We start from the raw sequence: 23,966 nt of genomic DNA on the forward strand, positions 1-23,966 counted from the left end.
GCTAACTGAATTGAATAAGTCAGGCTGAAAATCACCATGCACGATCACGAAACCGCAACGAACAGCCAAGAATTACCGCCTCAGGCTGAGGATACGCTGGTCAATGTTTATGCGATTGATCGGTTATCACAAGCCTTCGAGACCAGCGCCAAGCGGTGGGAATTGATTGTTTATCCCTCGCTATTTGCATTTATTATTTTGGCCGCCTATGGCTTTTATTTGGTCTTTAGTCTGGCAAAAGATGTGCATTATCTTGCGATTAGCGTCGATACGAATATGACCGTTATGGCGAGCAATATGCAATCCATGTCCGATCATGTCGCGCTCATGAGTCGCGATGTGCGCACCATGTCAACCAGTGTTGAATCCATGGCGCACGATGTCGAAATACTACAACCGCTTTTAGCCAGCATTCAAGATATGGATCGTTCGATGCGCATTATGACGCATTCAACAGCAGCGATGGGACAGGATATGGCGGTAATGAATCAAAGCATCAGTCGGCCAATGCAGTTTATGAATGGGTTTTTACCGTGGTGATAAAAGGTGCGTGACCCACTCAATGCGCCACAGTTATTCCGCTGCGCCCGTATCAATCAAATCAATTTCAATCCGGCGATTGATCCACGCGCCCAAACGCTGCTCATCTTCGGGCGAAAACTTCGGTTCTGATAATCCCTTGCCTTCATGGGTGATGCGCGTCTCATCAATGCCTTCACGCCGCAAAACCGCTGCAATATCTGCCGCACGGCGCTGTGAAAGCAATTGATTACTGGCACTAGAGCCTTGACTATCCGTGTGGGTGACAACATGCAGGCGAATCTGTTTATCGTCTTTAACCAGCGCGGCAAATTGCGCTAATAACACCCGCGCTGATTCATCTAATGCAGTTCGACCATCGCGGAATTGAATTAAACGCGATAAATCAGCGCGTAATTGATTGTTAGCGCGGGATTCAAATGGAATGCCGTGTTGCGCCAAGCGCGTCGCCAACCGATTCAGCGCCGCATATTCGGGAGTCGTTTCGACCGAATCAGGCGCGGCGGGCGGCTCCGATTCAGTGTCATGCACGGGCAGTGGCGCGGCGCTATCGTTACCGCTCGGCTCTTGCGCGAGCCGAATCAACACATCAAAGGGGACAGTTTCCGGCAGCGGATCAGGAGCGGCAGGCGACGGCAGCGCATCCGCATTGGGCGCGGGGTCAGCCAATCCCAGCAGCGTCAGCGGCGCAAAACCAGCGGGCAGGCTGTACCAAGCGACCGCGCCCACACTCACCACCACGCCGAGTGTGATGGCAGTCGTTTCCCAACGCCAACGCGGTTGCCGCCGTCGCCGCGTGTTCAGGGTACGCTGGCGCTCAAACCCAGGCGTGCTGCGGCTCCAGTTCGGCGCATAATCGCCGCGTGTTACCGGGCCACTCATACCCAACGGCGACGAAGCCGTATGTAAATGCGCTGAAATCGTTTCCGCATCGGCTTCCGGCTCTGGATCCGTGAGCGTGTGCGGCTCGACAACTGGTGGTGGGCTGGCCTTCAATGGGGACGGATGCAGATCACTGATGGGCGGCGGCGCTGATTCTCGCTCTGATTTCGGCAACGGTTCTTCGGGCGGCGCTGTCGGTTTAAGCGTCGCATCGAGTTCATCGGCTAAGATGGGCTGGTATTCGGCTAAGGGTTCGATTTCTTCGCCATCAATCGCAAATAACAAATGCGAACCATCGGAACGGACAAAGACATCAATAGCACGGCCGTCAATAAAACGATCACCCGCGCCATACGCAAAAACCAGCGCCGTGTCACAAATTAAATTGATCAGACGCGGAATGCCTTTGCTGTAATGAAAGATCGCATGACAGGCATCTGGAGTAAAAATATCAGGGCGACCGCCTGCGGCTTTCAGGCGATGTCGAATATAGCGGCAACTGTCTTCTTGACTCAAACGCCCGAGATGATACGACGCCGAGATGCGCTGAATAAATTGCTCTAATCCGGGCTGACGTAATTGCTCACGCAATTCCGGCTGACCGAGCAGCCATAATTGCAGCAACATATCATGCTCAGAATTGATATTCGACAACAGTCGAATTTCTTCGAGCATATCGCGGTCGAGATTTTGCGCTTCATCGACAATCAGCAGTGTTTTGCGGCCTTTGCTGTATTCATTCAGCAAAAAATCAACAAAGGCGCGATGTTGCGCTAAACGATTATCGCGAGGTGCATCGATTTCAAATGCAGCACAGATCCAATCTAAAATCTGCCCAAGCGACTGATGCGTATGCGAAATTAGCCCAACCGTCATATCGCGTTCAAGGCGTTCGAGCAAATAACGCATCAGCGTAGTTTTACCCGATCCGATCTCGCCAGTAATCACAGTAAAACCGGCTTGATTATAGAGACCATATTCAAGCAGCGTCAGGGCTTCGCGATGAATTTGGCTCGGATAAAAGAGACTAGGATCAGGCAGGAGCGAGAACGGCTTGTCGCGGAAGCCAAAAAAAGATTCATACATCGTTCAGGTTCCTAAACCGCATCCAGAGTCAGGTGATAGTACGTGTGCTGTGATGCTGTCAATCGAACGTACTGAATCCGACTGCAATCTACATTTCATATTGCCCGCCGGAGCCGGCGGCTTAATGCAGGTAATGCCCGATTATGATTATTCTGGAGTGCGGTAAAACAGACAGCACCACAATCACAACGCGCACCTAAACTCCACCTCAAACCGAAGGTTTTTTTTCTGCGTAATTCCGCGCTTTCAGCGGCGAAAAACGCGATTCAAACTCCTCCTCCGCCTGCGCTTGCAACTGAAGACGCTGCAACCGATAAACATGCCGAATAATCGCCTCACGATCGGCTTCACGCACATGCGCAAAATCGAGCGCCAACCGATAACTGCCGTCCTCAAACGGATCGCACCGCACCACCCGCGCCAGCGACCGCACCAACACCCGATCTGGAAACAACGTCAAACGCAAATCGACCACGCTCTTCACCGCAAATGCGGTTGGCCACTGCACACTCACACCCTGAGCACTCAAACACGCTGGCGTATCCGCCACACCCGGAAAATCCTCCGCCTCACCGACCGCCTGAGCCAGCGTATCGATTTGATGCTCAATAACCTTAATATAAGCTGCCACCGTCGGGAACTTATATTCCAACGCCCGCCGCTCGGGTAAATGCCGCTCACGAATCGCCTGCAAATCATTCAACAGCCCGGCGCGAGAACTGGGCGCTTCCAAGCGTTCGAGCAACTGTTCAGCTTCAGCGGCGGTCAGCGGCGTAAGCGCCAAACCGATCTGATCCGCGATACGAAAATAGCGGCGGCGATCTGATTCCGGCTCAATCGCATCGGCTTGGCACAGCTTCGAGTCATCGGCGCTCATCGCATCAACGCTCCTGGCGTCACGACGGGCACAGGCGCGGTGGGTTCTTCGGTAAGATTTTCCAACAGCGTTTTAGAACTGCGCTCGCCCAACACAATAATTTCCACGCGCCGATTTGCCGCCCGTCCCTCGGGGGTTTCATTCGACACCATCGGGCGATTATCGGCATAAGCGCGAATTTCCACACGCGGCGAAGCAATCCCACCAACGCGGGTCATAGTATGAGCGACAGCGGCAGCGCGAGCGGCAGACAACACCCAATTTGACGGAAATTCAGCGGTTTCAATCGGCACATCATCCGTATGACCGGCAATCAAAATGCGGCCCTCGACCTGATTTAAACCAGCGGCAATTTTCATTAACACACCGCGAAATGCGGCATCAATCCGCGCCGTCGCCGAAGGAAAGGAACCTTTTTCACGAATACTGATGATAACCTGATCGTCAACGGTATTAATTTCAATCAACCCATCGGCGAGTTCTTTTTTCAGTTCCTCTTGTAACTCTTCGGCTTTTTCTTGCGCATCCTGCACCGCTGGATCAATCACATCAAGCTGATTTTTGATTTCATCCGTTGTCTGCTGGCGCACATCGTTAATCACCGTTGGCTGGGGTTGAGCTGGTGAAAATTCCTGCATAATAATGCTGGTGCCCATTGGAATTTGCTCGGCGGGCACCTCACGTTGGACACCAAAGGCTTCTTTAAACGAACCAGAAAGCTGTTTGTATCTTTCCACATCCATTTCCGAAAATGCCAACAACAGCACGAAAAAACACATCATCAATGACATGAGATCGGCGAAAGTCGCCATCCATTCTGGTGCGCCCGATGGTGGTGGTTCGGGGCATTCGCATTCTTCGGTCATGATACAATCCTCATCGAATTGAAGCGATTTTTACGCTAACCCTTATCGCCTGAAGTACGCTGATGTTCGGGTAAATACGTCATCAACAATTGTTCCAGAACACGCGGATTGAGTCCTTCTTGAATACCGGAAATGGATTCAAGAATCAGCGTTTTAGCAAGCTTTTCTTCATTAGCGCGTAATTTCAGCTTTTCGGCAATTGGAATCGCCACCGCATTGGCTAACACCGCACCATAAAGCGTGGTGAGCAAGGCAACGGCCATTGCTGGCCCAATGGCTTTTGGATCGTCCATATTCGCCAACATTTGCACCAGACCGATCAGCGTACCGATCATGCCCATTGCTGGAGCGACCTCGCCTGTGGCCTTAAAGACACTATAACCAGCTTCCTGACGCTGAATAGCGAGATTGATGTCTTTACTCAAGACTTTTTGGACAACATCGGGCGCGTGACCGTCGATACACAGCGTAATACCGGTTTGCAAAAAGGGATGCGAGATTTCTTTGCCTTCCAGCGCCAGCAACCCTTCGCGGCGGGCGACATTGGCTAGAGTGACCGCCTCTTCGATGAGTGTCAGTGGCGGAGTTGCTTTGTGCAAAAATGCGCCCAGCACCACCTTGAAACTGCCGATAAATTGGCTCAGTGTGGTACGAAATAGCACGACAAACGCGGTGCCAACAAACACGATCACGATTGATGGCACATCGATGAAAATCACCGGATCGCCGCCTAACACGACGGCACCGATCATCACGCCGACGGCACCGATCAATCCCAACAGGGTCGCCAAATCCACAGTATTACCCTCGCTGATTCAAAACTGATTCAAAGCTAGTTCAAGACGCGCTGCGGGCGGCTGTTGTGACAAACCGCCGCGCACTCACAATAACGACACGAACCGACTGTCGCGCACTCAGTTGTCGCATCGCATCACTGGGCGCATTTTCAGTGATTCAACCAGTCAGGTCTAGCGGCTGACTGGCTAAACTGACGCGCTCATCACTTTCTATTCGCAAGACCCGAGACCCAAACACGATGTCATCTGTTGCTGATTTGTTTTCGTATCGTAAACATTGGGCGTACAAATTCGGCACTGCGCCCGAATTGCCGCTCTCCCGCGCTGAGATGGATCTGTTGGGCTGGGACAGTTGCGACATCATCATCGTCACCGGTGATGCCTATGTCGATCATCCCTCATTCGGCATGGCGATTATCGGGCGACTGCTGGAAGCGCAGGGATTTCGCGTCGGGCTGATTGTGCAGCCGGATTGGACATCAGCGGCGGATTTTCAGCGCCTCGGACGCCCCAATCTGTTTTTTGGCATCACTGCCGGCAATATGGATTCGATGGTCAACCGCTACACCGCCGACCGCCGCGCCCGTTCGGATGATGCGTACACGCCGAATGCCGAACCTGGCCGCCGCCCGGATCGCTCGGTGACTGTCTACGCGCAACGTGCCCGCGAAGCCTACAAGGGCGTGCCGATCATCATCGGCGGCATTGAGGCCAGTTTGCGCCGAATTGCGCACTTTGATTATTGGTCAGAAACCGTGCGTCGTTCGGTCTTAGTCGATGCGAAGGCCGATTTATTACTTTATGGCAATGCCGAACGCGCCATTGTCGAGCTGGCGCATCGGCTGGCACGCGGCGAACCGATTGCGACCATTCGCGATCTGCGCGGCACGGCTTTTTTGCGCCGCGACCTGCCCGAAGGCTGGACGCTGCTGGATTCGACCCAACTTGACGCGCCCGGGCCGCTGACGCTCTACAACGATCCGTATGAAGCTGACCCGCGCTGCGAACAGCGTGCCATTGGCGTACCGCGTGTTGCCCCACTGCCGCGCCCCGAACGCGATAAAACCGTGATTCGACTGCCGTCATTTGAGCAGGTACGCGACGATCCGCTGCTCTATGCCCATGCCTCACGAGTGTTTCATTTAGAAACCAACCCGGGCAATGCCCGCGCACTCGTGCAAGCACAAGGCGACCGCGATGTCTGGCTCAATCCGCCGCCGATCCCGCTGACCAGCGCCGAACTCGACCGCCTGCACGAACTGCCATTCACGCGCCGCCCACATTCGAGCTATGGCGAGGCGCGTTTGCCAGCGTGGGAGATGATTCGCCATTCGGTCATCATCTTGCGCGGTTGTTTTGGCGGCTGCACCTTTTGTTCGATCACTGAACACGAAGGGCGGATTATTCAGAATCGCTCGGAAGCATCGATTTTGCGCGAGATCGGCGATGTTCGCGACCGCGCCCCGAATTTTACCGGCACGATCTCTGATTTAGGCGGCCCGTCGGCGAATATGTGGCGGCTTGGCTGCCGCGATCCGCGCATCGAAGCGGCCTGCCGCAAGCTGTCCTGTGTCTATCCTGAGATCTGCCGCAATCTCAACACCGATCACAGCCCGCTGATTCAGCTCTACCGCAAAGCCCGCGCTGTGCCCGGAATCAAGCGCGTACTGATTGCCTCGGGCCTGCGCTACGATTTGGCGCTGCGCTCACCGGCTTATATTCGCGAATTGGTCACGCATCATGTCGGCGGCTATCTAAAAATTGCGCCCGAGCATACTGAAGCTGGGCCATTAAGCAAAATGATGAAACCCGGAATCGGGATTTTTGACCGCTTCAAAGAATTATTTGATCGTTATTCACGCGAAGCGGGTAAAGAGCAATATCTCATTCCCTATTTTATCGCCGGACATCCGGGCACGAGCGATGTCGATATGCTCAATCTCGCGGTATGGCTAAAACGGCATAAATTGCGGCTCGATCAAGTGCAATCATTCTTGCCGACCCCGCTGGCGATTGCGACGGCGATGTATCACACTGGACGCAATCCGCTCAAACAGGTGACACGCACGGCGGAATCGGTCTCGGTGGTGCGCGGAATGCGCCAGCGGCGGTTACAAAAAGCGTTTTTACGCTATCACGATCCTGAGAATTGGCCGCTGCTGCGACAGGCATTAAAAGATATGGGCCGCGCTGATTTAATCGGCAACGGCAAGCGGCATCTGGTGCCGACTTTTCAGCCGCCCGGAACCGGCGTCAGTGTGACAGACGGGGCGCGGCGTCCACAGCAGCGGCGCGATTCGGCTCCCAAATCGACGCCATCGAAGCATCCGCGCACCGTCGGGCGCGGCAAGACGTAACGACGCTGGAAGCTGGTAGCTGGAAGCTGGCCGCTAATGTTAGAATTTTGCGCTCAGGAGCTGACCAGACAGTCGCTCTTTCCACGCCAAACACGCGGAATGGGAGGAAAGTCCGGGCTCCATCGGGCAGGGTGCCAGGTAACACCTGGGAGGCGCAAGCCTACGGAAAGTGCCACAGAAAAGATACCGCCGGTTGCGGCTTGCGCCAACGCCGGTAAGGGTGAAAAGGTGCGGTAAGAGCGCACCGCGCCGCTGGCAACAGTGGTGGCAGGGTAAACCCCACCCGGAGCAAGACCAAATAGGGGAACACGCCGCTTCGAGCGGCAGCGTGCGGCCCGTGCGCGTTCCCGGGTAGGTCGCACGAGGCGTGCGGTGACGCACGTCCCAGATGAATGACTGTCCTCGACAGAACCCGGCTTATCGGTCGGCTCCTGACCAATCACTCACGACTCACTGATCGAACCCGCTGCCTGCTCCACCATCGGCCCTGACTGTTAGCCGCTGGACGCCGAGTGTGCGGCTGCGGTTCGGAGACAAATAACCTGTGTCGCACACCCCCGTATTGCTGGAGGAGACTGTCTCTGCGTTGCAGATTCAGTCCTTTGGCCGCTATGTTGATGGCACCTTTGGGCGAGGTGGGCACAGTCGCGCCCTCTTATCGCGTTTAGGTCAGGATGGGCGCGTGCTCGGCTTGGATCGCGATCCCGAAGCCGTGGCCGTCGGTGCGCAACTGGCCGCCGAGGATGCGCGTTTTCAAATCCAGCGCGGCTCCTTTGCCGACATCAGCGCCTTGCTGACCGCCGCCGAGTTTGCCCGACCCCTCAACGGTCTGCTGCTCGATCTGGGCGTCTCCTCGCCGCAACTCGATACCCCCGAACGCGGTTTTAGCTTCAAAGCTGATGGCCCGCTCGATATGCGCATGGATCCGCACAGCGGCGAATCCGCAGCAGACTGGTTAGCGCGTGCCGATCACGCCGAGATTGCCACCGTGATCCGCGAATTTGGCGAAGAACGCTTTGCCAATCGCATCGCCCGCGCCATCTGCGAGACGCGCCAGCACACGCCGCTTGTGACTACCGCGCACCTCGCCGAGCTGATCGCGCAGGCGGTGCCGACCCGTGAACCGGGCAAACATCCGGCCACGCGGACATTTCAGGCACTGCGGATTCAGGTCAACGGCGAGCTAGAGGCGCTGTGTCGCTGCCTAAATCAGGTCTGCGAACTGCTTGCTCCGGGCGGGCGGCTGGCCGTGATTAGCTTCCATTCGCTTGAAGATCGTCTCGTCAAACGCTTCATTCGCCGCGAAACGAAGGGGCCAGAGTTGCCCAAAGGTGTCCCAGCGCGTGCCGTCGAGATGCAGGGTCGCTTGCGCCCCATCGGTAAAGCGATCCGCCCGACGGAACGCGAAGCCAAGCTCAATCCTCGCGCCCGCAGTGCGGTGCTGCGCGTGGCCGAACGGTTACCGCACGGATGATGCGTGTGCGCGTGATGCTGCTGGTGGGGCTGATGCTCGCCGTGATTGTCACGGCGATGGGCGTGGTTCACACCAAATACCGCACGCGGCTACATTTTGCCCATCTGCAAGACCTGCGCACGCAGCGCGATGCCATCGAGGTGGAATGGAATCGGCTGCGGCTCGAAGAGGCGGCGCTGTCCACCCATGTGCTCGTCGAGCGTAAAGCGCGGCGTGAACTCAATATGTTCGCCCCGCGTATCGGCGATATTCTTTTGATTGAGGAGCGCACGCATGTCAAACCCTAGTCGTCGTCCGGTGCGCAAAAAAAAACCCCTGCCTTCTGCGCAACCCCGCCGCACGCCGAATATCGCCCTGCGCCGCCGGTTGCTGCTGTCAGTACTCGGACTGGCATTTGTGATCCTGACCGCTGGGGTGTTTTATCGGCAGGTGATTCAGACCGAGTTTTTGCAGCGCGAGGGCTATGCGCGGCATGTGCGCGATGCGGTGATTCCAGCGCGGCGCGGCATGATTATGGATCGCAACGGCGAGCCACTGGCGGTGAGCACGCCGGTCGAAACCATCACTGCCGAGCCGCGCAAGCTGATCGACTATGCGGCAGCTTTTCCGGCACTGGCACAGGCGCTGGACTTAGATGTCGCCTTTGTGCGTGACCGCATCGAAACCAATCGTGATAAAGGCTTTATTTATCTCAAACGGCGGGTGACGCTCGATGAAGCACGGGCGGTGCGGCAGGTTGTCACCGAACATAAGCTTCAGGGCGTTGGTTTTGAGACCGAATATCGGCGCTTTTATCCGGGCGCGGAGGTGTTCGCGCATGTCATCGGCTTTACCAATATCGAGGATCGCGGTCAGGAAGGTTTAGAACTGGTCTATGACTCGGTGCTAAAAGCTGAACCCGGCTTGCAGCGCGTGATTCTCGACGGACGGCGGCGCACGGTTGAGCAGATCGAACAGGTCAGTGCGCCTCAGCCCGGACAGGATTTGGTGCTGAGTTTAGATCGACGCTTGCAGTATCTGGCCTATCGTGAACTGAAAGCCGCCGTGACCGAACACAAGGCCAAAGGCGGTACCCTCGTTGTGCTCGATGTGGCCAGCGGCGATGTGCTGGCAATGGTCAATCAGCCCAGTTTTAACCCCAACAGTGATCGCACCGGACACAGTGAGCGCCGTCGCAATCGTGCCCTGACCGATGTGATGGAGCCGGGTTCAACGCTCAAGCCGTTTGTGGTCGCCGCCGCACTGGAAAGAAATCTGATCCGCCCCGGCACGCGCTTTTCCACCTCTCCTTACAATATCGGGCGTAATGTGGTGCGCGATGTCCACGATTACGGGATGCTCGATGTGACCGGCATCATCACCAAATCCAGCAATGTCGGCTCGGTCAAGATCGCACAGATGATGAGCTATGAGGATCTGTGGACGCTGTATGATCGGCTCGGTTTTGGGCATCCGACCGGCGTCGGTTTTCCGGGCGAGAGTCGCGGCATTTTGCGCCATTATTCGACCTGGCGACCCTTTGAACACGCGACGCACTCATTCGGCTATGGTCTCTCAGTCACCTCGCTGCAATTAGCGCAAGCCTATCTGGTGCTCGCCGCTGATGGCATCAAACGTCCAGTCAATCTGTTCAAACAGGATCCGCTGGCCGCACGCAGTAAACCGCGTGAGGCGGTGCGGATTCTCAGCCCGAACACCACGCGCCGACTGCGCACGATGATGGAAACCGTCGTCTCCGAACAGGGTACGGCCAAGCAAGCGATGGTCGCCGGTTATCGCGCTGCCGGCAAAACCGGCACGGCAAAAAAATCAGCGGGCAAAGCCGGTTATGCCAGCAATCGCTATCAATCCGTGTTTGCTGGATTTGTCCCAGCAAAACAGCCGCGTTTTGTGATGGTGGTGATGATCGACGAGCCGGGTGCGGGTGCCTATTACGGCGGTGTGGTGGCCGCGCCGGTGTTTCAAAAAGTAATGGAAGGCGCATTGCGGCTGTTCAATGTACCGCCGGATGATCCCGAACCATCGATGATGTTGGCGCAACATCGCCGAGGAGCTGCCGCACCATGACTGCACCAATGTGGACACTCGCGCAAGCTGTCGCGGCAGTCGGTGGGATCCGGCACGGCGCTGATGTCGCCTTTACCAGCGTCGGCACCGATTCCCGTGCCGATTGCAGCGGGCAATTATTCATCGCACTACGCGGCGAGCGATTCGACGGCCATGACTATGTTGCAGCGGCGCAGGCGGCTGGCGCAGTCGCGGCACTGGTCGAACAGCCGCTGGCGCTTGATCTGCCACAATGGGTGGTCGCGGATACACGGCTGGCGCTCGGTCAGTTAGCGGCAGCTTGGCGCAACCGCTTCGCCGGGCGGGTGATTGCGATTACCGGCAGCAACGGCAAAACCACCGTCAAAGAATTGCTTGCGGCCATTCTCGCCCAAGTCGGAACCGTGCGGGCGACGCGGGGCAATCTGAACAATGACATCGGAATGCCGCTGACGCTGTTGAGCGCCCGCGCTGAGGATTTTTTAGTGCTCGAAATGGGCGCGAATCATCCCGGCGAGATCGGCTATATGACCGACATCGCCCGCCCAGATGTGGCGCTGATTACCAATGCGGGACGAGCGCATCTGGAAGGGTTTGGCAGCATCGCAGGCGTGGCACAGGCAAAGGGCGAGATCGCACGCGGATTGCCGCCGGAAGGTGTGTTCGTCGTCAGCGGCGATTCGCCTTATCTTGAGTTATGGCGCGAGCTGGCCGCCGGACGGCGGATGCTGACTTTTGCGCTCGACGGCGCGGCGGATCTGAGCGCCAGCACCGCGTCACTGCGCGTGACCTGGGAACCTGAGGGCTTTCGCACTCAGTTTGTTGCGCAGATCGCGGGCGAAGCGTGGCCGCTGGCGCTGCAACTGGCTGGACAACACAATGTCCGCAATGCGTTAGCGGCGACTGCGGCGGCGCTGGCGGCGCTGGGGTTGGATCGTGAGGCGATTCACACCGGATTAGAAACGCTCACGCCGGTCAAAGGGCGCTTGTTTCCGCGCCGCTGCCGCGAGATCGGCGTCATTGACGATAGCTATAACGCCAATCCCGATTCACTCCGCGCCGCCATTGATGTGCTGGCCACACTCGACGGGCGGCGTACACTGGTGCTCGGCGATCTGGGCGAATTGGGGCCAGATGCCGCGCTGCTTCATGCTGAAATCGGTCAGTATGCGCGGGCTGCTGGACTCGATCAGCTCTGCACTGTCGGCACCCTGAGCGCCGAGGCCAGCCGCGCCTTTGGCACCGGCGGGGCGCATTTTGGCGATCAATCGGCGCTCCTCGCTTACCTGAAAACCACCTTACACCCCGGCGACCGCGTGCTGGTTAAAGGCTCGCGGCTGGCGCGGATGGAACGCATTGTTGAGGCGCTGTGCGCCGAGGATGATTGTTAGATGTTGCTGTATTTGACCGATTGGCTCACCGAATATCACAACGGGTTTTCGGTGTTTCGCTATTTGACCTTACGCGCCATTCTCGGCGTGCTCACGGCGCTCGGAATTGCACTGGTCGTCGGGCGACCGATGATTCGGCATTTGCGTGCCTATAAAATCGGTCAAACCGTGCGCGATGATGGCCCGCAAAGTCATTTATCCAAATCCGGCACCCCGACAATGGGCGGGGCACTGATTTTAGTTGCCGTCGCCATTGCGACGCTATTATGGTCAGATTTAAGCAATCGCTATGTTTGGATTGTTTTATTCACCACGCTGGCTTTTGGATTAGTCGGGCTGGTCGATGATTATAAAAAACTGGTCAAACGCGATCCGCGTGGTTTAGTCGCCCGCTGGAAATATTTTTGGCAAACTGTGTTTGGCTTTGCCGCTGCCGTGGCGCTCTATGTCACGGCTAATTCCCCGGCGGAAACCGCGCTGCTGATTCCCTATGCTAAACATCTCAGCATTCAGCTTGGCCCCTGGTTTATTTTACTGACTTATTTTGTCATTGTCGGTTCGAGCAATGCGGTCAATCTCACCGATGGTTTAGACGGCTTGGCGATCATGCCAACCGTATTAGTCGCCGGAGCACTGACGATCTTTGTCTATGCTGCTGGTCATGCGCAGATTGCTAATTATTTGCTGATTCCCTATATCCCAGAAGTCGGGGAATTGGTGATTTTCTGTGCTGCGTTAGTCGGCGCGGGACTCGGTTTTCTCTGGTTTAATGCCTATCCCGCAATGGTGTTTATGGGCGATGTCGGCGCGTTAGCATTAGGCGCGGCGCTCGGTGTGGTGGCGGTTGCAGCGCGGCAAGAATTGATTCTGTTTATTATGGGCGGCGTCTTTGTCGCTGAAACAGTTTCGGTGATGTTGCAGGTATTGTCATTTAAACTCACCGGCAAGCGGATTTTCCGCATGGCTCCATTGCATCATCATTTTGAACTCAAAGGCTGGCCAGAACCGCGTGTGATTGTCCGTTTTTGGATTTTAACCGTCGTGCTGGTGTTAATTGGTCTGGCGAGTCTGAAAATTCGGTAACGCAATCCGCCGATGAATACAAAAGCAAAACCCAAAGCCAAAGCTAAAACCAAAACCACAGTAAAAAAGTCGGCCAACGCGCCGACTGCCATGCCAAGCGAACCGTTGACGCTGGTGGTTGGTCTCGGCAAAACCGGACTCTCGTGTGTGCGTCATCTCTGCGCACGCGGTGTGCCGGTGGCCGTGACGGATAGCCGTTCGCAGCCGCCCGGTCTGGCGCAGCTTCAGGCCGACTGGCCTGAGGTCAAGGTCGCGGTTGGCGGCTTTGATCGGGCGCTGTTTGCGGCAGCGACGCAACTGGTTGTCAGTCCGGGCGTGCCACTCACGGAGCCGCTGATTCGGCGGGCGCTCGCACTCGGCGTGCCCGCGATTGGCGATATTGAATTGTTCGTGCGCGAAACCACCGCGCCGCTGTGCGCGATCACTGGCTCGAACGGCAAAAGCACGGTAACGACGCTGGTCGGGCTGATGGCGCAGCAAGCCGGACAGCGGGTGGCGGTCGGCGGCAATCTCGGCGAGCCGGTGCTCGATCTGCTTGCGCCGAATCTTGAACGCTATGTGATTGAATTATCGAGCTTTCAGTTAGAAACCGTGCCGAGTCTGCGGGCGGATGTTGCGGTGGTGCTGAATATTTCCGCCGATCATCTCGACCGGTACGCCAATCTCGATGCCTATGCGCAGACTAAAGCGCGGATTTATCAGGGCGCACGGATCGCGGTGGTCAATCGCGATGATCCGCGTGTCGTCGCCATGCCGCGTGCTGCCGAACAGGAAATCGGCTTTACCCTCGGCGAGCCGACGGGCGCTGATTTCGGCGTGCGCGTGCGCGACGGTCAAGCGTGGATCTGTCACGGCAGTGAACCACTGCTGCCGACGGCTGAGGTGCGCATTCCTGGGCGGCATAATCTGGCCAATGCGCTGGCGGCACTGGCACTGGCGCACGCCAGCGCGATCCCGTTGACTATGGCTTGCGAAACATTACGCACCTTTCCTGGGCTACCGCATCGCAGTGAATTTGTCGCCGAACGGGCTGGCGCACGTTGGTATAACGATTCCAAAGGCACCAATCCCGGCGCGACCCTCGCCGCGTTAGCCGGATTGACGCCCGAATCCGGCGGCGGGCGTGTGGTGCTGATCGCCGGTGGCGAGGGCAAGGGCGCGGATTTCAGCCCATTACGCGAGGCAGTGGCGCAGTCGGCGCGGGCGGTGGTGTTATTTGGCCGCGATGCCCCGCAACTGGCCGCCGTACTCTTTGGCACGGTGCCACTGTTTCGCGCCCGCGATCTGCACGAAGCGGTCGCACTGGCCGCGCAACAGGTGCAGCCGGGCGATTGTGTGCTGTTATCACCGGCCTGCGCCAGCTTTGATCTGTTCGAGAATTATGAACAGCGCGGTCAGGTCTTCGCCGAGGCCGTGCGGAGATTGCGAACATGACGGTTGCGGTGCGTGCAAAACGCTGGTTTCACACCCCGCGCTTGCGCCAAGCGGCAGCATTCGATTATCCGCTGCTGCTGTGCGCGATTGCGCTGCTGGCATTTGGCTGGGTAATGGTCACTTCGGCGTCGATGTCGATTGCCGAATCCTGCTGCCAAAATCCCTTTCATTATTCAATCCGCCATGCGCTGGCGCTGGGATTAGCACTCGGGCTGGGCGTGATTGCCTATCAGGTGCCGAGTGATTGGTGGGAGCGGCACGGTGTTTGGTTATTTTTAGCCAGCGTCTTGGTATTAGTGCTGGTGCTCATTCCCGGTATTGGGCGCACAGTCAATGGTGCAACGCGCTGGATTCCACTCGGGCCGCTGAATGTTCAGCCCTCGGAATTTGTTAAACTCTTTGCTGTGCTCTATGTCGCCGGATATTTAGTCCGTCATGCCGAAAAAGTGGTCAATCAGATTACCGGCTTTATTCGCCCGCTGGTGTTAATTGGCGCAGCCGCCGCGTTAATTTTAATGCAGCCGGATTTCGGTACCATGTCGGTGATGTTAGCGACCGTCATGGGAATGCTATTTTTAGGCGGCGCAACCCTATTGCCGTTTATTGTGCTGTTAGCGATGGTCGCTGCCGCCTTTGTCACGCTGGTGATTTTTTCACCCTATCGTTTAGAGCGCGTGATTTCCTTTCTCAATCCCTGGGAAGATCCGTTTAATTCCGGCTATCAACTCAGTCAGGCGCTGATTGCCTTTGGGCGCGGCGAATGGCTCGGCGTCGGGCTGGGCAATGGTATTCAAAAACAATATTTTCTCCCCGAAGCCCACACCGATTTTCTGCCGTCGGTGATTGGCGAAGAATTAGGCTTTGTCGGAATGCTGGTGTTAATCGCCGCCTTTGTGTTTTTAACTTGGCGGGCGGTGTCAATTGGTCTACGCGCTGAGGCGCTCAAGCGTCCCTTTGATGCCTATGTCGCGCAAGGAATTGGGCTGTGGCTTGGGATGCAATCATTTGTCAATCTTGGCGTGAATGTCGGTATTTTGCCCACTAAAGGCTTAACCCTGCCGTTTATGAGTTATGGGAGCAATAGTTTGATGGTCGGCTGCATGGCGATTGCCATTTTATTGCGGATTGATGTGCGCTTGCGGCATCTGGAAGCCGAGCGGGGGCGTCCGTGGTCGCGTGTGTAGCCGTGATGGCCGGGGGCACCGGCGGTCATGTGTTTCCGGCGCTCGCCGTTGCTGAGGCATTGCGGGCGCAGGGCGCGGAGGTGTTCTGGATCGGTACCCGCACCGGCCTCGAAGCGCGGCTGGTGCCCGAGCACGGCTTTGAGATCGAATGGCTGACGATTGCCGGGGTGCGCGGCAAGGGCGCGGCCTCGTGGCTCAAGGCACCGTTTCGGCTTGCGGGAGCCTTTGCGCAAGCGCGGGCGATTCTGCGCCGCCGTCAGCCGACCGCTGTGCTCGGCATGGGCGGATTTGTCTCGGGGCCGGGCGGTTTGGCGGCGCGGGCGCTGGGCATTCCGCTGCTGATTCATGAACAAAACTGCATCCCCGGCTTGACGAATCGCTGGTTAGCGCGGGTGGCAACGCAGGTGTTTGAAGCCTTCCCCGCGAGCTTTCCGCCAGCGCGTCGCGCTATTCTGAGCGGCAATCCGGTGCGGCAGGCAATTCTCGCTCTACCGGCACCGGCGCACCGCTTCGCTGGGCGCACTGGGCCAGCGCGGGTTTTAGTTGTCGGCGGCTCACTAGGCGCACAGGCGCTCAATACCACGCTCCCGCAGGCGCTGGCGCTGTTGCCGCCGGAGCAGCGCCCGCTGGTGCGCCATCAGGCCGGCGAACGCACGCTCGAACTGGCGCAGACAGCCTATCGTGAAGCAGGGGTGACGGCTGAGGTGGTGCCCTTTGTGCGCGATATGGCGGAAGCCTACGCTTGGGCCGATCTGGTGGTGTGCCGTTCGGGGGCGCTGACCGTCGCGGAACTGGCGGCCGCTGGCGTCGGCGCAATTCTCGTGCCCTATCCGTTTGCGGTGGATGATCATCAGGTCGGCAATGCGCGGTATCTATCCGAGATCGGCGCGGCGTATTTGATCGTACAGCATGAACTCACCGCCGCCGGTTTAGCCGCGCTGCTGCAACAGCTCGTTACCAATCGCGCTCAATTGCTCGTCATGGCCGAAGCCGCTCGGCGTCGCGCTCAACCCCATGCTACGGCACAGCTTGTGCGTGCCTGTCTCGCTTACTCCGCCCACGAGTCCCAGCTATGAGTCCGCATCTTCAGCACAGCGCCGCCCAGATGGGACGGGTGCGGCGTCTGCATTTTATTGGCATTGGCGGCTCGGGCATGAGCGGCATCGCCGAACTGATGGCCAATCTGGGCTATGAAGTCGCCGGTTCCGATCAGCGCGACAGCGAAGTTACGCAACGTCTGCGCTCGCTCGGCGTTGAAATCTTTATCGGTCATCGCGCCGAACAAGTGACCGACGCCGATGCGGTGGTTGTCTCGACCGCGATTGACGAAACCAATCCCGAGATTCAACAGGCCCGCGAGCAACGGATTCCGATTGTGCGCCGCGCCGAAATGCTCGCCGAGTTGATGCGCTTTTATTATGGCGTCGCGGTTGCGGGCACACACGGCAAGACGACGACCACCAGTTTAGTCGCCAGTCTGCTGGCTGAAGGGGGACTCGATCCGACCTTTGTCATCGGCGGGCGGCTGAACAGCGCCGGAGCCAATGCGCGACTCGGCACGACTAAATATCTGGTCGCCGAAGCCGACGAGAGCGATGCGTCCTTTCTCTATTTGCAGCCGATGGTGTCGATTGTCACCAACATCGACGCCGATCACATGCGCACTTACGGCAATGATTTTGACCGGCTGCGCCAGACGTTTATGGAGTTTTTACACCATCTGCCCTTTTATGGGCTGGCGGTGCTCTGTATCGACGATCCCGAAGTGCGGGCGCTGGTGCCGGAGGTGCCGCGTCCGGTGCGCACCTATGGCACCCGTCCCGAGGCCGATTTACGCGCCAGCGAGATTCAACAGGACGGAATGCGCACGTCTTTTCTGGTGCATGGCGCAGAGTTTGCACAACCGCTGGCGGTGACGCTCAATTTACCGGGGCGGCATAATGTGCTCAATGCGTTGGCGGCAATCAGTGTCGCGCTCGAATTGGGCGTCGATGAGGCGGCGATTGTGCGGGCACTGGCCGGCTTTCAGGGCGTGGGGCGGCGCTTTGTCGCCCATGAAGTCCGCGATCCGCACGGGCGGCAGATCTTAGTCGTCGATGATTACGGCCATCATCCACGCGAACTGGCCGCGACGCTCGCAGCAGCGCGTGAGGGCTGGCGCGGCCGTCGGCTGGTGCTGGTATTCCAACCCCATCGTTACAGCCGCACCCAAGAACAGTTCGAGGATTTCGTCGCCGTGCTCTCGACTCCGGATGCGCTGGTGCTGTGCGAAGTCTATCCGGCCGGTGAGCAGCCGATAGCTGGAGCCGATGGGCGGGCCTTGAGTCGAGCGATTCGCGTGCGCGGTGAATGCGATCCGATCTTTGCGCAAGATCTCGCCGCCGTGCCCGGACTGCTGGCCAAGCTGCTGCGCGATGGCGATATTGTGCTTGTTTCCGGCGCAGGCGATATCGGTGGTCTGGCGGCGCGTCTGCCGGAGCTGATCGAGCGGGGCTGGTGATGCGCGGTCAGTGGCAGTTTGATGAACCCTTAGCACGCTATACCACTTGGCGCGTCGGCGGCCCGGCGCGGCGGCTGTATCGTCCGGCGGATAGTGCCGATCTGTGCGACTGTCTGCGCCAGCTTGACCCGAATGAACCGCTGCTGTGGCTGGGCTTGGGCAGTAATCTGCTGATTGATGATGCCGGTTTTAACGGCACGGTGATCTTGACACTCGGCACACTGACTCAGTTAGAACAGCGCGGCGCAACGCGCCTGTATGTCGAAGCGGGAGTTTCAAGCGCCAAGCTCGCCCGCTTTGCCGCCCGTCACAATCTGACCGGCAGTGAATTTCTCGCCGGGATTCCGGGCACTGTCGGCGGCGCATTGGCGATGAATGCCGGTGCTTGGGGCGGTGAGACTTGGACGCTGGTGCAGCGGGTGTGGACAGTGGATCGACAGGGCCAGATCCGCGAGCGTCCGGCGACGGATTATCAACCAGCTTATCGTGAGGTACAGGGGCCGGCGGGCGAATGGTTTGTCGCCGCAGAATTGGAATTGACGCCCGGCGATGGGCAGGCCAGTCAAGCGCAGATCCGCGAGCTACTTGCCCGTCGCGCTGCCACCCAGCCCATCGGTCAAGCGAGCGGCGGTTCGGTGTTTCGCAATCCGCCCGGCGATCATGCCGCCCGCTTGATCGACGCGCTCGGACTCAAGGGCACGCGCAGCGGCGGGGCTGAAGTCTCCGACAAACACGCGAACTTTATTATCAATCGCGGCGGTGCGACTGCCGCCGACATCATTCATTTGATTGCGCATATTCAGCAACAGGTCGCGCAGGCTACGGGCATTCTGCTTGTGCCCGAAGTGCGCCGCGTGACCGGAGATTGTTAATGACGACCGAAGTGAACCGCTCACCGGAGCGATTTGGAACTGTGGCCCTTTTGATGGGCGGTCAGGCCGCCGAGCGCGAAGTCTCGCTCAAAAGCGGACGCGCCGTGCTGGAAGCATTGCAGCGTCTCGGCATCGCTGTCACGGCGCTTGATCCCGATGTCACCATCTTGGAGCGGCTGCGGGCGGGCGGTTATGATCGCGCCTTCATTATGCTGCATGGGCGCGGCGGCGAAGATGGGCAGATTCAGGGCGCACTCGAAACCATCGGCGTGCCCTATACCGGTTCGGGCGTGCTCGGTTCGGCGCTCGGCATGGATAAATATCGCTGCAAACTCGCTTGGCAGGGCGCGGGCTTGCCGACGGCTGAGAGTGTGTTAGTGCGCGAGGCCGCCGATCTCACCGCAGCGGCAGCACTGGGTTTTCCGCTGATGATGAAGCCGGTGCATGAAGGATCGAGCATCGGCATGGCGCGGGTGACATCGGTCGCGGAATTAGAACAGGCGTGGCACACAGCGCGGCAATTCGATGGGCTGGTGCTGGCTGAACGTTGGATTGACGGGATTGAATTAACGGCCGCGATTCTCGGTCGTGAGGCACTGCCATTGATTCGACTGGAAACACCGCACGCTTTTTACGACTATGATGCAAAGTATCGCGCCGAGAGCACGCGCTATCACTGTCCGTGTGGACTGGCACCTGAGGTTGAAACCCGACTGCAAGCCTTAGCCTTAGCGGCATTCGATGCCGTCGGTGCGCACGGCTGGGGGCGGGTGGATATCATGCTGGATCGCACCGGTCAGCCGTTTTTGCTCGAAATTAACACCGTACCCGGGATGACCGATCATAGTTTAGTGCCAATGGCGGCCAGGGCAGCGGGGATCGACTTTGATGAATTAGTGTGGCGAATTTTGGAAACCAGTGTAAATCGTCCGCGCTAATTCATCGCTACACAAGAATCTTTAACACGAGTCCGCACACAGTGAGTACGGCATCTGGCCCCGCAGAACTTCCCGCCCCTGAGCATCCGAGCCGCTTGGGTGCGCGGGTGCGGGCCGTATTTGGCGTGCTGATTTTGCTGGCGCTGGCCGGAGCGGGTTGGCAATTATTACGCTGGGAGCCAACGCTGTTACCGATTCGCTTTATTCAGGTCGAGGGCGAAGTGCATCATCACTCTTCGCAGCAACTGCAAGAGCGCCTGACGGCTCGGCTACGCGGCGGTATTTTGACGACCGATCTGCGCCAATTGCAGATCGCCGCCGAAGAACTGCCCTGGGTCGGTCATGCGACCCTGCGGCGCGTGTGGCCGGATACGCTCCGCGTCGCGGTGGAAGAATATCGTCCGGTGGCGCGGTGGAATTTCGACGGGCTGGTGACGGCTGAGGGCGTGGTGTTTCGACCGCAGGGTCAGACGATCTCGCCGAATCTGCCGCTGCTGGAAGGCGATGATCGCCGCGCCCCCGAGATCATGGCGCGTTATCTGGCGTGGCGCACCCAGCTCGATACGGTCAGTCAAGATATTGAGCGTCTGACCGTCGATGCGCGGGGCGATTGGCGGCTGAAGCTTTCTTCGGGCGTGGAACTGCGTTTAGGCACCATGCAGGTCGAAGAGCGGCTGGCGCGTTATGTGGCGAGCGCGTTAGAACTGGCCGCCGCTGGCCGACCGCTGCTGATTGATCTGCGTTACAGCAATGGGTTTTCGGTGAAATGGGCACCGAATACGGAGACGGGCGTTCGAGCACATCCGGATCGCGTGGCCGCGCACGCGAGCCGTCGAGGATAAATCAGGATGGCGCGACGTAACGACAAAAGTCTGTTGGTGGGGCTGGATATCGGCACCTCGAAGATCGCCTGTTTGGTCGGCGAACTCAAGGACGACGATCAGATCGAGATTATCGGCATCGGCACGCATCCCTCACGCGGCCTAAAAAAAGGCGTGGTAGTCGATATCGAATCAACGGTGCAATCGATTCAGCGTGCGGTTGAATCGGCTGAATTGATGGCCGATTGTGAGATTCATTCGGTGCATGTCGGCATTGCTGGCAATCATATTCGCAGTCTCAATTCCGATGGCATCACCGCGATTAAAGAACACGAAGTTAATCAAGCCGACGTAGATCGCGTGATTGAAGCAGCGCGGGCGGTGGCGATTCCTGCCGATCAAAAGATTCTGCATATTCTCCCGCAAGAGTTCATTATTGACGATCAAGAAGGCATCCGCGAACCAATTGGCATGTGTGGCGTGCGTTTAGAAGCACGGGTACACATGGTCACGGGTGCAGCGAGTGCAGCGCAGAATATTGTGAAATGCGTGCGCCGCTGTGGATTAGAAGTCGATGATTTAGTGCTGGCGCAATTGAGTTCGAGCTATGCGGTACTCAGTGAAGATGAAAAAGAATTAGGCGTGTGCGTGGTCGATATTGGCGGTGGCACGACCGATTTAGCCGTGTTTACCGATGGCGCGATTCGGCATACTGCGGTGATTCCCATTGCCGGCAGTCAGGTTACCAATGACATCGCCGTCGCCCTGCGCACGCCGACGCAACATGCCGAACAGATCAAAATTCAACACGCTTATGCGCTTACCCAGTTAGCCGAGCATGGCGAGATGATCGAGGTGCCGAGCATCGGCGACCGCCCACCGCGTCGGCTCTCGCGCCAGACACTGGCCGAGGTGGTCGAACCACGTTATGAAGAATTGCTCATTTTGCTGCATCGTGAACTGCGCCGGAGCAGTTTTGAAGATGTCATCGCCGGTGGCGTGGTGCTCACCGGCGGCGGTGCGAAGATGCAGGGCTTAATCGAGCTGGCCGAAGAGGTGTTTCATATTCCGGTGCGTTTGGGGCTGCCGAATCGTGTGCTGGGTTTGCCCGAAGTAGTCGATAATCCAATCCATGCTACGGGTGTGGGATTATTGATGTATGCGCGTCAAAATCGCCTATCGCGCCGTGTTGAACCGACAGATGGCACGGGGCTGCGAGTCTGGCTGGCGCGGATGCGGCGTTGGTTTCAGGGGAATTTTTAGTTTCCAGTCGTCAGCTTCCAGCGATCAGCCGCCAGCAATGGGGTACGACTCCATCGCATCGCAATCGGTACGGCATCACAAACTAGAACAAACAGAATAAAAACAAGAACAAAATTAAGACCGCATACAGATCAACAATCGGGGCGGAGTCAAGCCGCCCGCCGCACGGCAGAACAGTTCGTTTAGCTAAGCGGTTGCAGCGTGCCGAGCGCGGTAGCCGGGTCGGGGGTGGTTGTGGGCGTTGCGCCGATGACCAGAGTTTGTCAAGTTTTATGGTGGCGCACGGGCTGCGCCGGAGAGCAGAACAATGTTTGAATTGATGGATACTCACAGTCAGAACGCCGTCATCAAAGTCATCGGCGTTGGCGGCGGCGGCAGTAATGCGGTCAATCACATGGTCGCCTCGACGATTGAGGGCGTGGATTTTATCTGCGCCAATACCGATGCGCAGGCACTGCGGCATTCTAACGTCAAGACCATTCTGCAATTGGGCGCGGGGATCACCAAAGGTCTGGGCGCTGGTGCCGATCCCGATGTCGGGCGTCATGCCGCGCTCGAAGACCGTGATCGCATTCAAGAGGCGCTCGAAGGCGCGGATATGGTGTTTATCACCGCTGGCATGGGCGGCGGAACCGGCACCGGTGCTGCGCCGATTGTCGCGCAGGTGGCCAAAGAGTTGGGCATTCTGACCGTCGCCGTCGTCACCAAGCCGTTTCCGTTCGAGGGGGCCAGACGCCGCCGCATCGCCGATGAGGGCATCGCAGAGCTGGCCCAGCATGTCGATTCGCTCATCACCATCCCCAATGAAAAGCTGCTCGCCGTGCTCGGCAAGGATGTCAGCCTGCTCGATGCGTTCAAAGCCGCCAACGATGTGCTGCTCAACGCCACTCAGGGCATCGCAGAACTGATTACCTGTCGCGGTCTGGTGAATGTGGACTTCGCCGACGTAAAAACCATCATGTCGAATATGGGCGTGGCGATGATGGGCACCGGCTCGGCACGCGGTGAAAATCGCGCCCGCGCTGCGGCTGAAGCCGCCATCCGCAGTCCGCTGCTGGAAGACATCGACTTGGCTGGCGCGAAGGGCATTCTCGTCAACATTACGGCTGGCATGACCCTGACCATCGGCGAGTTCGATGAAGTCGGTAACACCGTGAGCGATTTTGCCGACGCTGATGCCACCGTGGTCGTCGGGACTGTAGTCGATCCCGATTTGGAAGACGAATTGCGCGTCACCGTGGTCGCCACCGGTTTGGGCGACCGACGGGCACGCATCAAGCGTCCAGGCGCGGAGACGATGCGTTTAGTCAGCGGCGAGAACAGCGCCGATCCAGATTATCGTGAACTGGAGCGCCGTCCGTCGGCCTATCGCAAGGGCACAGCAGCCGGTGGCGATAAAACCGACGGCACCGATCTGGATTATCTCGACATCCCGGCCTTTTTGCGCCGTCAGGCCGACTGATGCGGGAACTCCCGCATTCAGAAAAGCATGTAAAAACAATGCTTTCGGCTTTCTTCCGTTATTGTGCTTGAAAATATTTCGGGAAAACCCTAA

At 58.0% G+C, this 23,966-nt stretch carries 20 protein-coding genes and 1 other RNA gene; 17 read left to right on the plus strand and 4 right to left on the minus strand.

Features of this window, described 5'->3' with window-relative positions:
- The first annotated feature begins 36 nt into the window (after positions 1-36).
- On the plus strand, positions 37-540 hold the full coding sequence (locus tag BLW10_RS02375) for a hypothetical protein (RefSeq protein ID WP_091332083.1): 504 nt from the start codon (positions 37-39) through the stop codon (positions 538-540).
- A gap of 33 nt (positions 541-573) precedes the next feature.
- On the opposite strand, the gene BLW10_RS02380 is transcribed toward BLW10_RS02375, so the two are convergent.
- The 4 genes from BLW10_RS02380 to pomA all read right to left on the minus strand — a co-directional run bounded on the left by BLW10_RS02380 (position 574) and on the right by pomA (position 5,048).
- Complete coding sequence (locus BLW10_RS02380; protein ID WP_091332085.1) at positions 574-2,508, minus strand: AAA family ATPase; 1,935 nt, start codon at positions 2,506-2,508, stop codon at positions 574-576.
- 208 nt (positions 2,509-2,716) lie between these two features.
- Positions 2,717-3,385 (minus strand): PilZ domain-containing protein, encoded by a 669-nt coding sequence (locus BLW10_RS02385; protein WP_091332087.1) that lies wholly within the window; start codon positions 3,383-3,385, stop codon positions 2,717-2,719.
- Positions 3,382-4,251: a flagellar motor protein MotB gene (locus BLW10_RS02390; RefSeq protein WP_091332089.1), complete on the minus strand. Its 870-nt coding sequence runs from the start codon at positions 4,249-4,251 to the stop codon at positions 3,382-3,384. Before BLW10_RS02390 ends, BLW10_RS02385 begins: the two co-directional genes overlap by 4 nt.
- 35 nt (positions 4,252-4,286) lie before the next feature.
- Positions 4,287-5,048, minus strand: coding sequence for a flagellar motor protein PomA (gene pomA / locus BLW10_RS02395; protein ID WP_091332091.1), 762 nt, complete (start codon positions 5,046-5,048; stop codon positions 4,287-4,289).
- A gap of 239 nt (positions 5,049-5,287) precedes the next feature.
- Between pomA and BLW10_RS02400 the strand changes: the two genes are divergently transcribed.
- From BLW10_RS02400 to ftsZ, 16 genes are all read left to right on the plus strand, one after another.
- Positions 5,288-7,405 carry a YgiQ family radical SAM protein gene (locus BLW10_RS02400; RefSeq protein ID WP_091332092.1) on the plus strand — a complete coding sequence of 706 codons (2,118 nt, stop codon included), beginning with the start codon at positions 5,288-5,290 and terminating at the stop codon, positions 7,403-7,405.
- 56 nt (positions 7,406-7,461) lie between these two features.
- Positions 7,462-7,841: RNase P RNA component class A (rnpB, locus tag BLW10_RS02405), an RNA gene on the plus strand.
- Between the two features lie 108 nt (positions 7,842-7,949).
- Positions 7,950-8,879 carry a 16S rRNA (cytosine(1402)-N(4))-methyltransferase RsmH gene (rsmH, locus tag BLW10_RS02410; RefSeq protein WP_091332094.1) on the plus strand — a complete coding sequence of 310 codons (930 nt, stop codon included), beginning with the start codon at positions 7,950-7,952 and terminating at the stop codon, positions 8,877-8,879.
- A complete protein-coding gene (gene ftsL, locus BLW10_RS02415) occupies positions 8,876-9,166 on the plus strand; it encodes a cell division protein FtsL (RefSeq protein ID WP_091332095.1) in 291 nt (96 codons plus the stop codon). The genes rsmH and ftsL overlap by 4 nt, the downstream gene beginning before the upstream one ends.
- Entirely contained in the window at positions 9,153-10,946 is a 1,794-nt protein-coding gene (locus BLW10_RS02420) for a peptidoglycan D,D-transpeptidase FtsI family protein (protein ID WP_091332097.1), read from the plus strand. Before ftsL ends, BLW10_RS02420 begins: the two co-directional genes overlap by 14 nt.
- A gap of 8 nt (positions 10,947-10,954) precedes the next feature.
- Positions 10,955-12,316, plus strand: a complete 1,362-nt coding sequence (locus tag BLW10_RS02425; protein ID WP_091332099.1) for a UDP-N-acetylmuramoyl-tripeptide--D-alanyl-D-alanine ligase — start codon at positions 10,955-10,957, stop codon at positions 12,314-12,316.
- A complete protein-coding gene (gene mraY / locus BLW10_RS02430) occupies positions 12,317-13,399 on the plus strand; it encodes a phospho-N-acetylmuramoyl-pentapeptide-transferase (RefSeq protein WP_091332101.1) in 1,083 nt (360 codons plus the stop codon).
- A gap of 90 nt (positions 13,400-13,489) precedes the next feature.
- A complete protein-coding gene (murD, locus tag BLW10_RS02435) occupies positions 13,490-14,833 on the plus strand; it encodes a UDP-N-acetylmuramoyl-L-alanine--D-glutamate ligase (RefSeq protein ID WP_091332223.1) in 1,344 nt (447 codons plus the stop codon).
- Positions 14,830-16,017 carry a putative lipid II flippase FtsW gene (ftsW, locus tag BLW10_RS02440; RefSeq protein WP_091332103.1) on the plus strand — a complete coding sequence of 396 codons (1,188 nt, stop codon included), beginning with the start codon at positions 14,830-14,832 and terminating at the stop codon, positions 16,015-16,017. Before murD ends, ftsW begins: the two co-directional genes overlap by 4 nt.
- Complete coding sequence (gene murG / locus BLW10_RS02445; protein WP_177168965.1) at positions 16,002-17,093, plus strand: undecaprenyldiphospho-muramoylpentapeptide beta-N-acetylglucosaminyltransferase; 1,092 nt, start codon at positions 16,002-16,004, stop codon at positions 17,091-17,093. Before ftsW ends, murG begins: the two co-directional genes overlap by 16 nt.
- Positions 17,090-18,517: a UDP-N-acetylmuramate--L-alanine ligase gene (murC, locus tag BLW10_RS02450; protein WP_091332107.1), complete on the plus strand. Its 1,428-nt coding sequence runs from the start codon at positions 17,090-17,092 to the stop codon at positions 18,515-18,517. The genes murG and murC overlap by 4 nt, the downstream gene beginning before the upstream one ends.
- On the plus strand, positions 18,517-19,389 hold the full coding sequence (murB, locus tag BLW10_RS02455; RefSeq protein WP_091332109.1) for a UDP-N-acetylmuramate dehydrogenase: 873 nt from the start codon (positions 18,517-18,519) through the stop codon (positions 19,387-19,389). Before murC ends, murB begins: the two co-directional genes overlap by 1 nt.
- Complete coding sequence (locus BLW10_RS02460; protein WP_091332111.1) at positions 19,389-20,327, plus strand: D-alanine--D-alanine ligase; 939 nt, start codon at positions 19,389-19,391, stop codon at positions 20,325-20,327. The genes murB and BLW10_RS02460 overlap by 1 nt, the downstream gene beginning before the upstream one ends.
- Positions 20,328-20,368: 41 nt before the next feature.
- A complete protein-coding gene (locus tag BLW10_RS02465) occupies positions 20,369-21,169 on the plus strand; it encodes a cell division protein FtsQ/DivIB (protein ID WP_245709057.1) in 801 nt (266 codons plus the stop codon).
- Positions 21,170-21,175: 6 nt separating this feature from the next.
- Positions 21,176-22,411 carry a cell division protein FtsA gene (ftsA, locus tag BLW10_RS02470; RefSeq protein ID WP_091332114.1) on the plus strand — a complete coding sequence of 412 codons (1,236 nt, stop codon included), beginning with the start codon at positions 21,176-21,178 and terminating at the stop codon, positions 22,409-22,411.
- A 307-nt stretch (positions 22,412-22,718) separates the two neighbouring features.
- The gene (gene ftsZ / locus BLW10_RS02475) at positions 22,719-23,873 is read left to right on the plus strand and encodes a cell division protein FtsZ (protein WP_091332116.1); all 1,155 of its coding nucleotides are present in this window, start codon (positions 22,719-22,721) and stop codon (positions 23,871-23,873) included.
- Positions 23,874-23,966 lie beyond the last annotated feature (93 nt).

The sequence above is a fragment of the Allochromatium warmingii genome, assembly GCF_900107145.1.
GTDB classification, from domain to species: Bacteria; Pseudomonadota; Gammaproteobacteria; order Chromatiales; family Chromatiaceae; genus Thermochromatium; species Thermochromatium warmingii.

Bases quoted from the DNA above. Each gene is read 5' to 3' on its own strand.
- BLW10_RS02375 (WP_091332083.1), top strand. From the start codon at position 37: ATGCACGATCACGAAACCGCAACGAACAGCCAAGAATTACCGCCTCAG.
- BLW10_RS02380 (WP_091332085.1), bottom strand. From the start codon at position 2,508: ATGTATGAATCTTTTTTTGGCTTCCGCGACAAGCCGTTCTCGCTCCTG.
- BLW10_RS02385 (WP_091332087.1), bottom strand. From the start codon at position 3,385: ATGAGCGCCGATGACTCGAAGCTGTGCCAAGCCGATGCGATTGAGCCG.
- BLW10_RS02390 (WP_091332089.1), bottom strand. From the start codon at position 4,251: ATGACCGAAGAATGCGAATGCCCCGAACCACCACCATCGGGCGCACCA.
- BLW10_RS02400 (WP_091332092.1), top strand. From the start codon at position 5,288: ATGTCATCTGTTGCTGATTTGTTTTCGTATCGTAAACATTGGGCGTAC.
- ftsL (WP_091332095.1), top strand. From the start codon at position 8,876: ATGATGCGTGTGCGCGTGATGCTGCTGGTGGGGCTGATGCTCGCCGTG.
- BLW10_RS02420 (WP_091332097.1), top strand. From the start codon at position 9,153: ATGTCAAACCCTAGTCGTCGTCCGGTGCGCAAAAAAAAACCCCTGCCT.
- BLW10_RS02425 (WP_091332099.1), top strand. From the start codon at position 10,955: ATGTGGACACTCGCGCAAGCTGTCGCGGCAGTCGGTGGGATCCGGCAC.
- mraY (WP_091332101.1), top strand. From the start codon at position 12,317: ATGTTGCTGTATTTGACCGATTGGCTCACCGAATATCACAACGGGTTT.
- murD (WP_091332223.1), top strand. From the start codon at position 13,490: ATGCCAAGCGAACCGTTGACGCTGGTGGTTGGTCTCGGCAAAACCGGA.
- ftsW (WP_091332103.1), top strand. From the start codon at position 14,830: ATGACGGTTGCGGTGCGTGCAAAACGCTGGTTTCACACCCCGCGCTTG.
- murC (WP_091332107.1), top strand. From the start codon at position 17,090: ATGAGTCCGCATCTTCAGCACAGCGCCGCCCAGATGGGACGGGTGCGG.
- murB (WP_091332109.1), top strand. From the start codon at position 18,517: ATGCGCGGTCAGTGGCAGTTTGATGAACCCTTAGCACGCTATACCACT.
- BLW10_RS02460 (WP_091332111.1), top strand. From the start codon at position 19,389: ATGACGACCGAAGTGAACCGCTCACCGGAGCGATTTGGAACTGTGGCC.
- ftsA (WP_091332114.1), top strand. From the start codon at position 21,176: ATGGCGCGACGTAACGACAAAAGTCTGTTGGTGGGGCTGGATATCGGC.
- ftsZ (WP_091332116.1), top strand. From the start codon at position 22,719: ATGTTTGAATTGATGGATACTCACAGTCAGAACGCCGTCATCAAAGTC.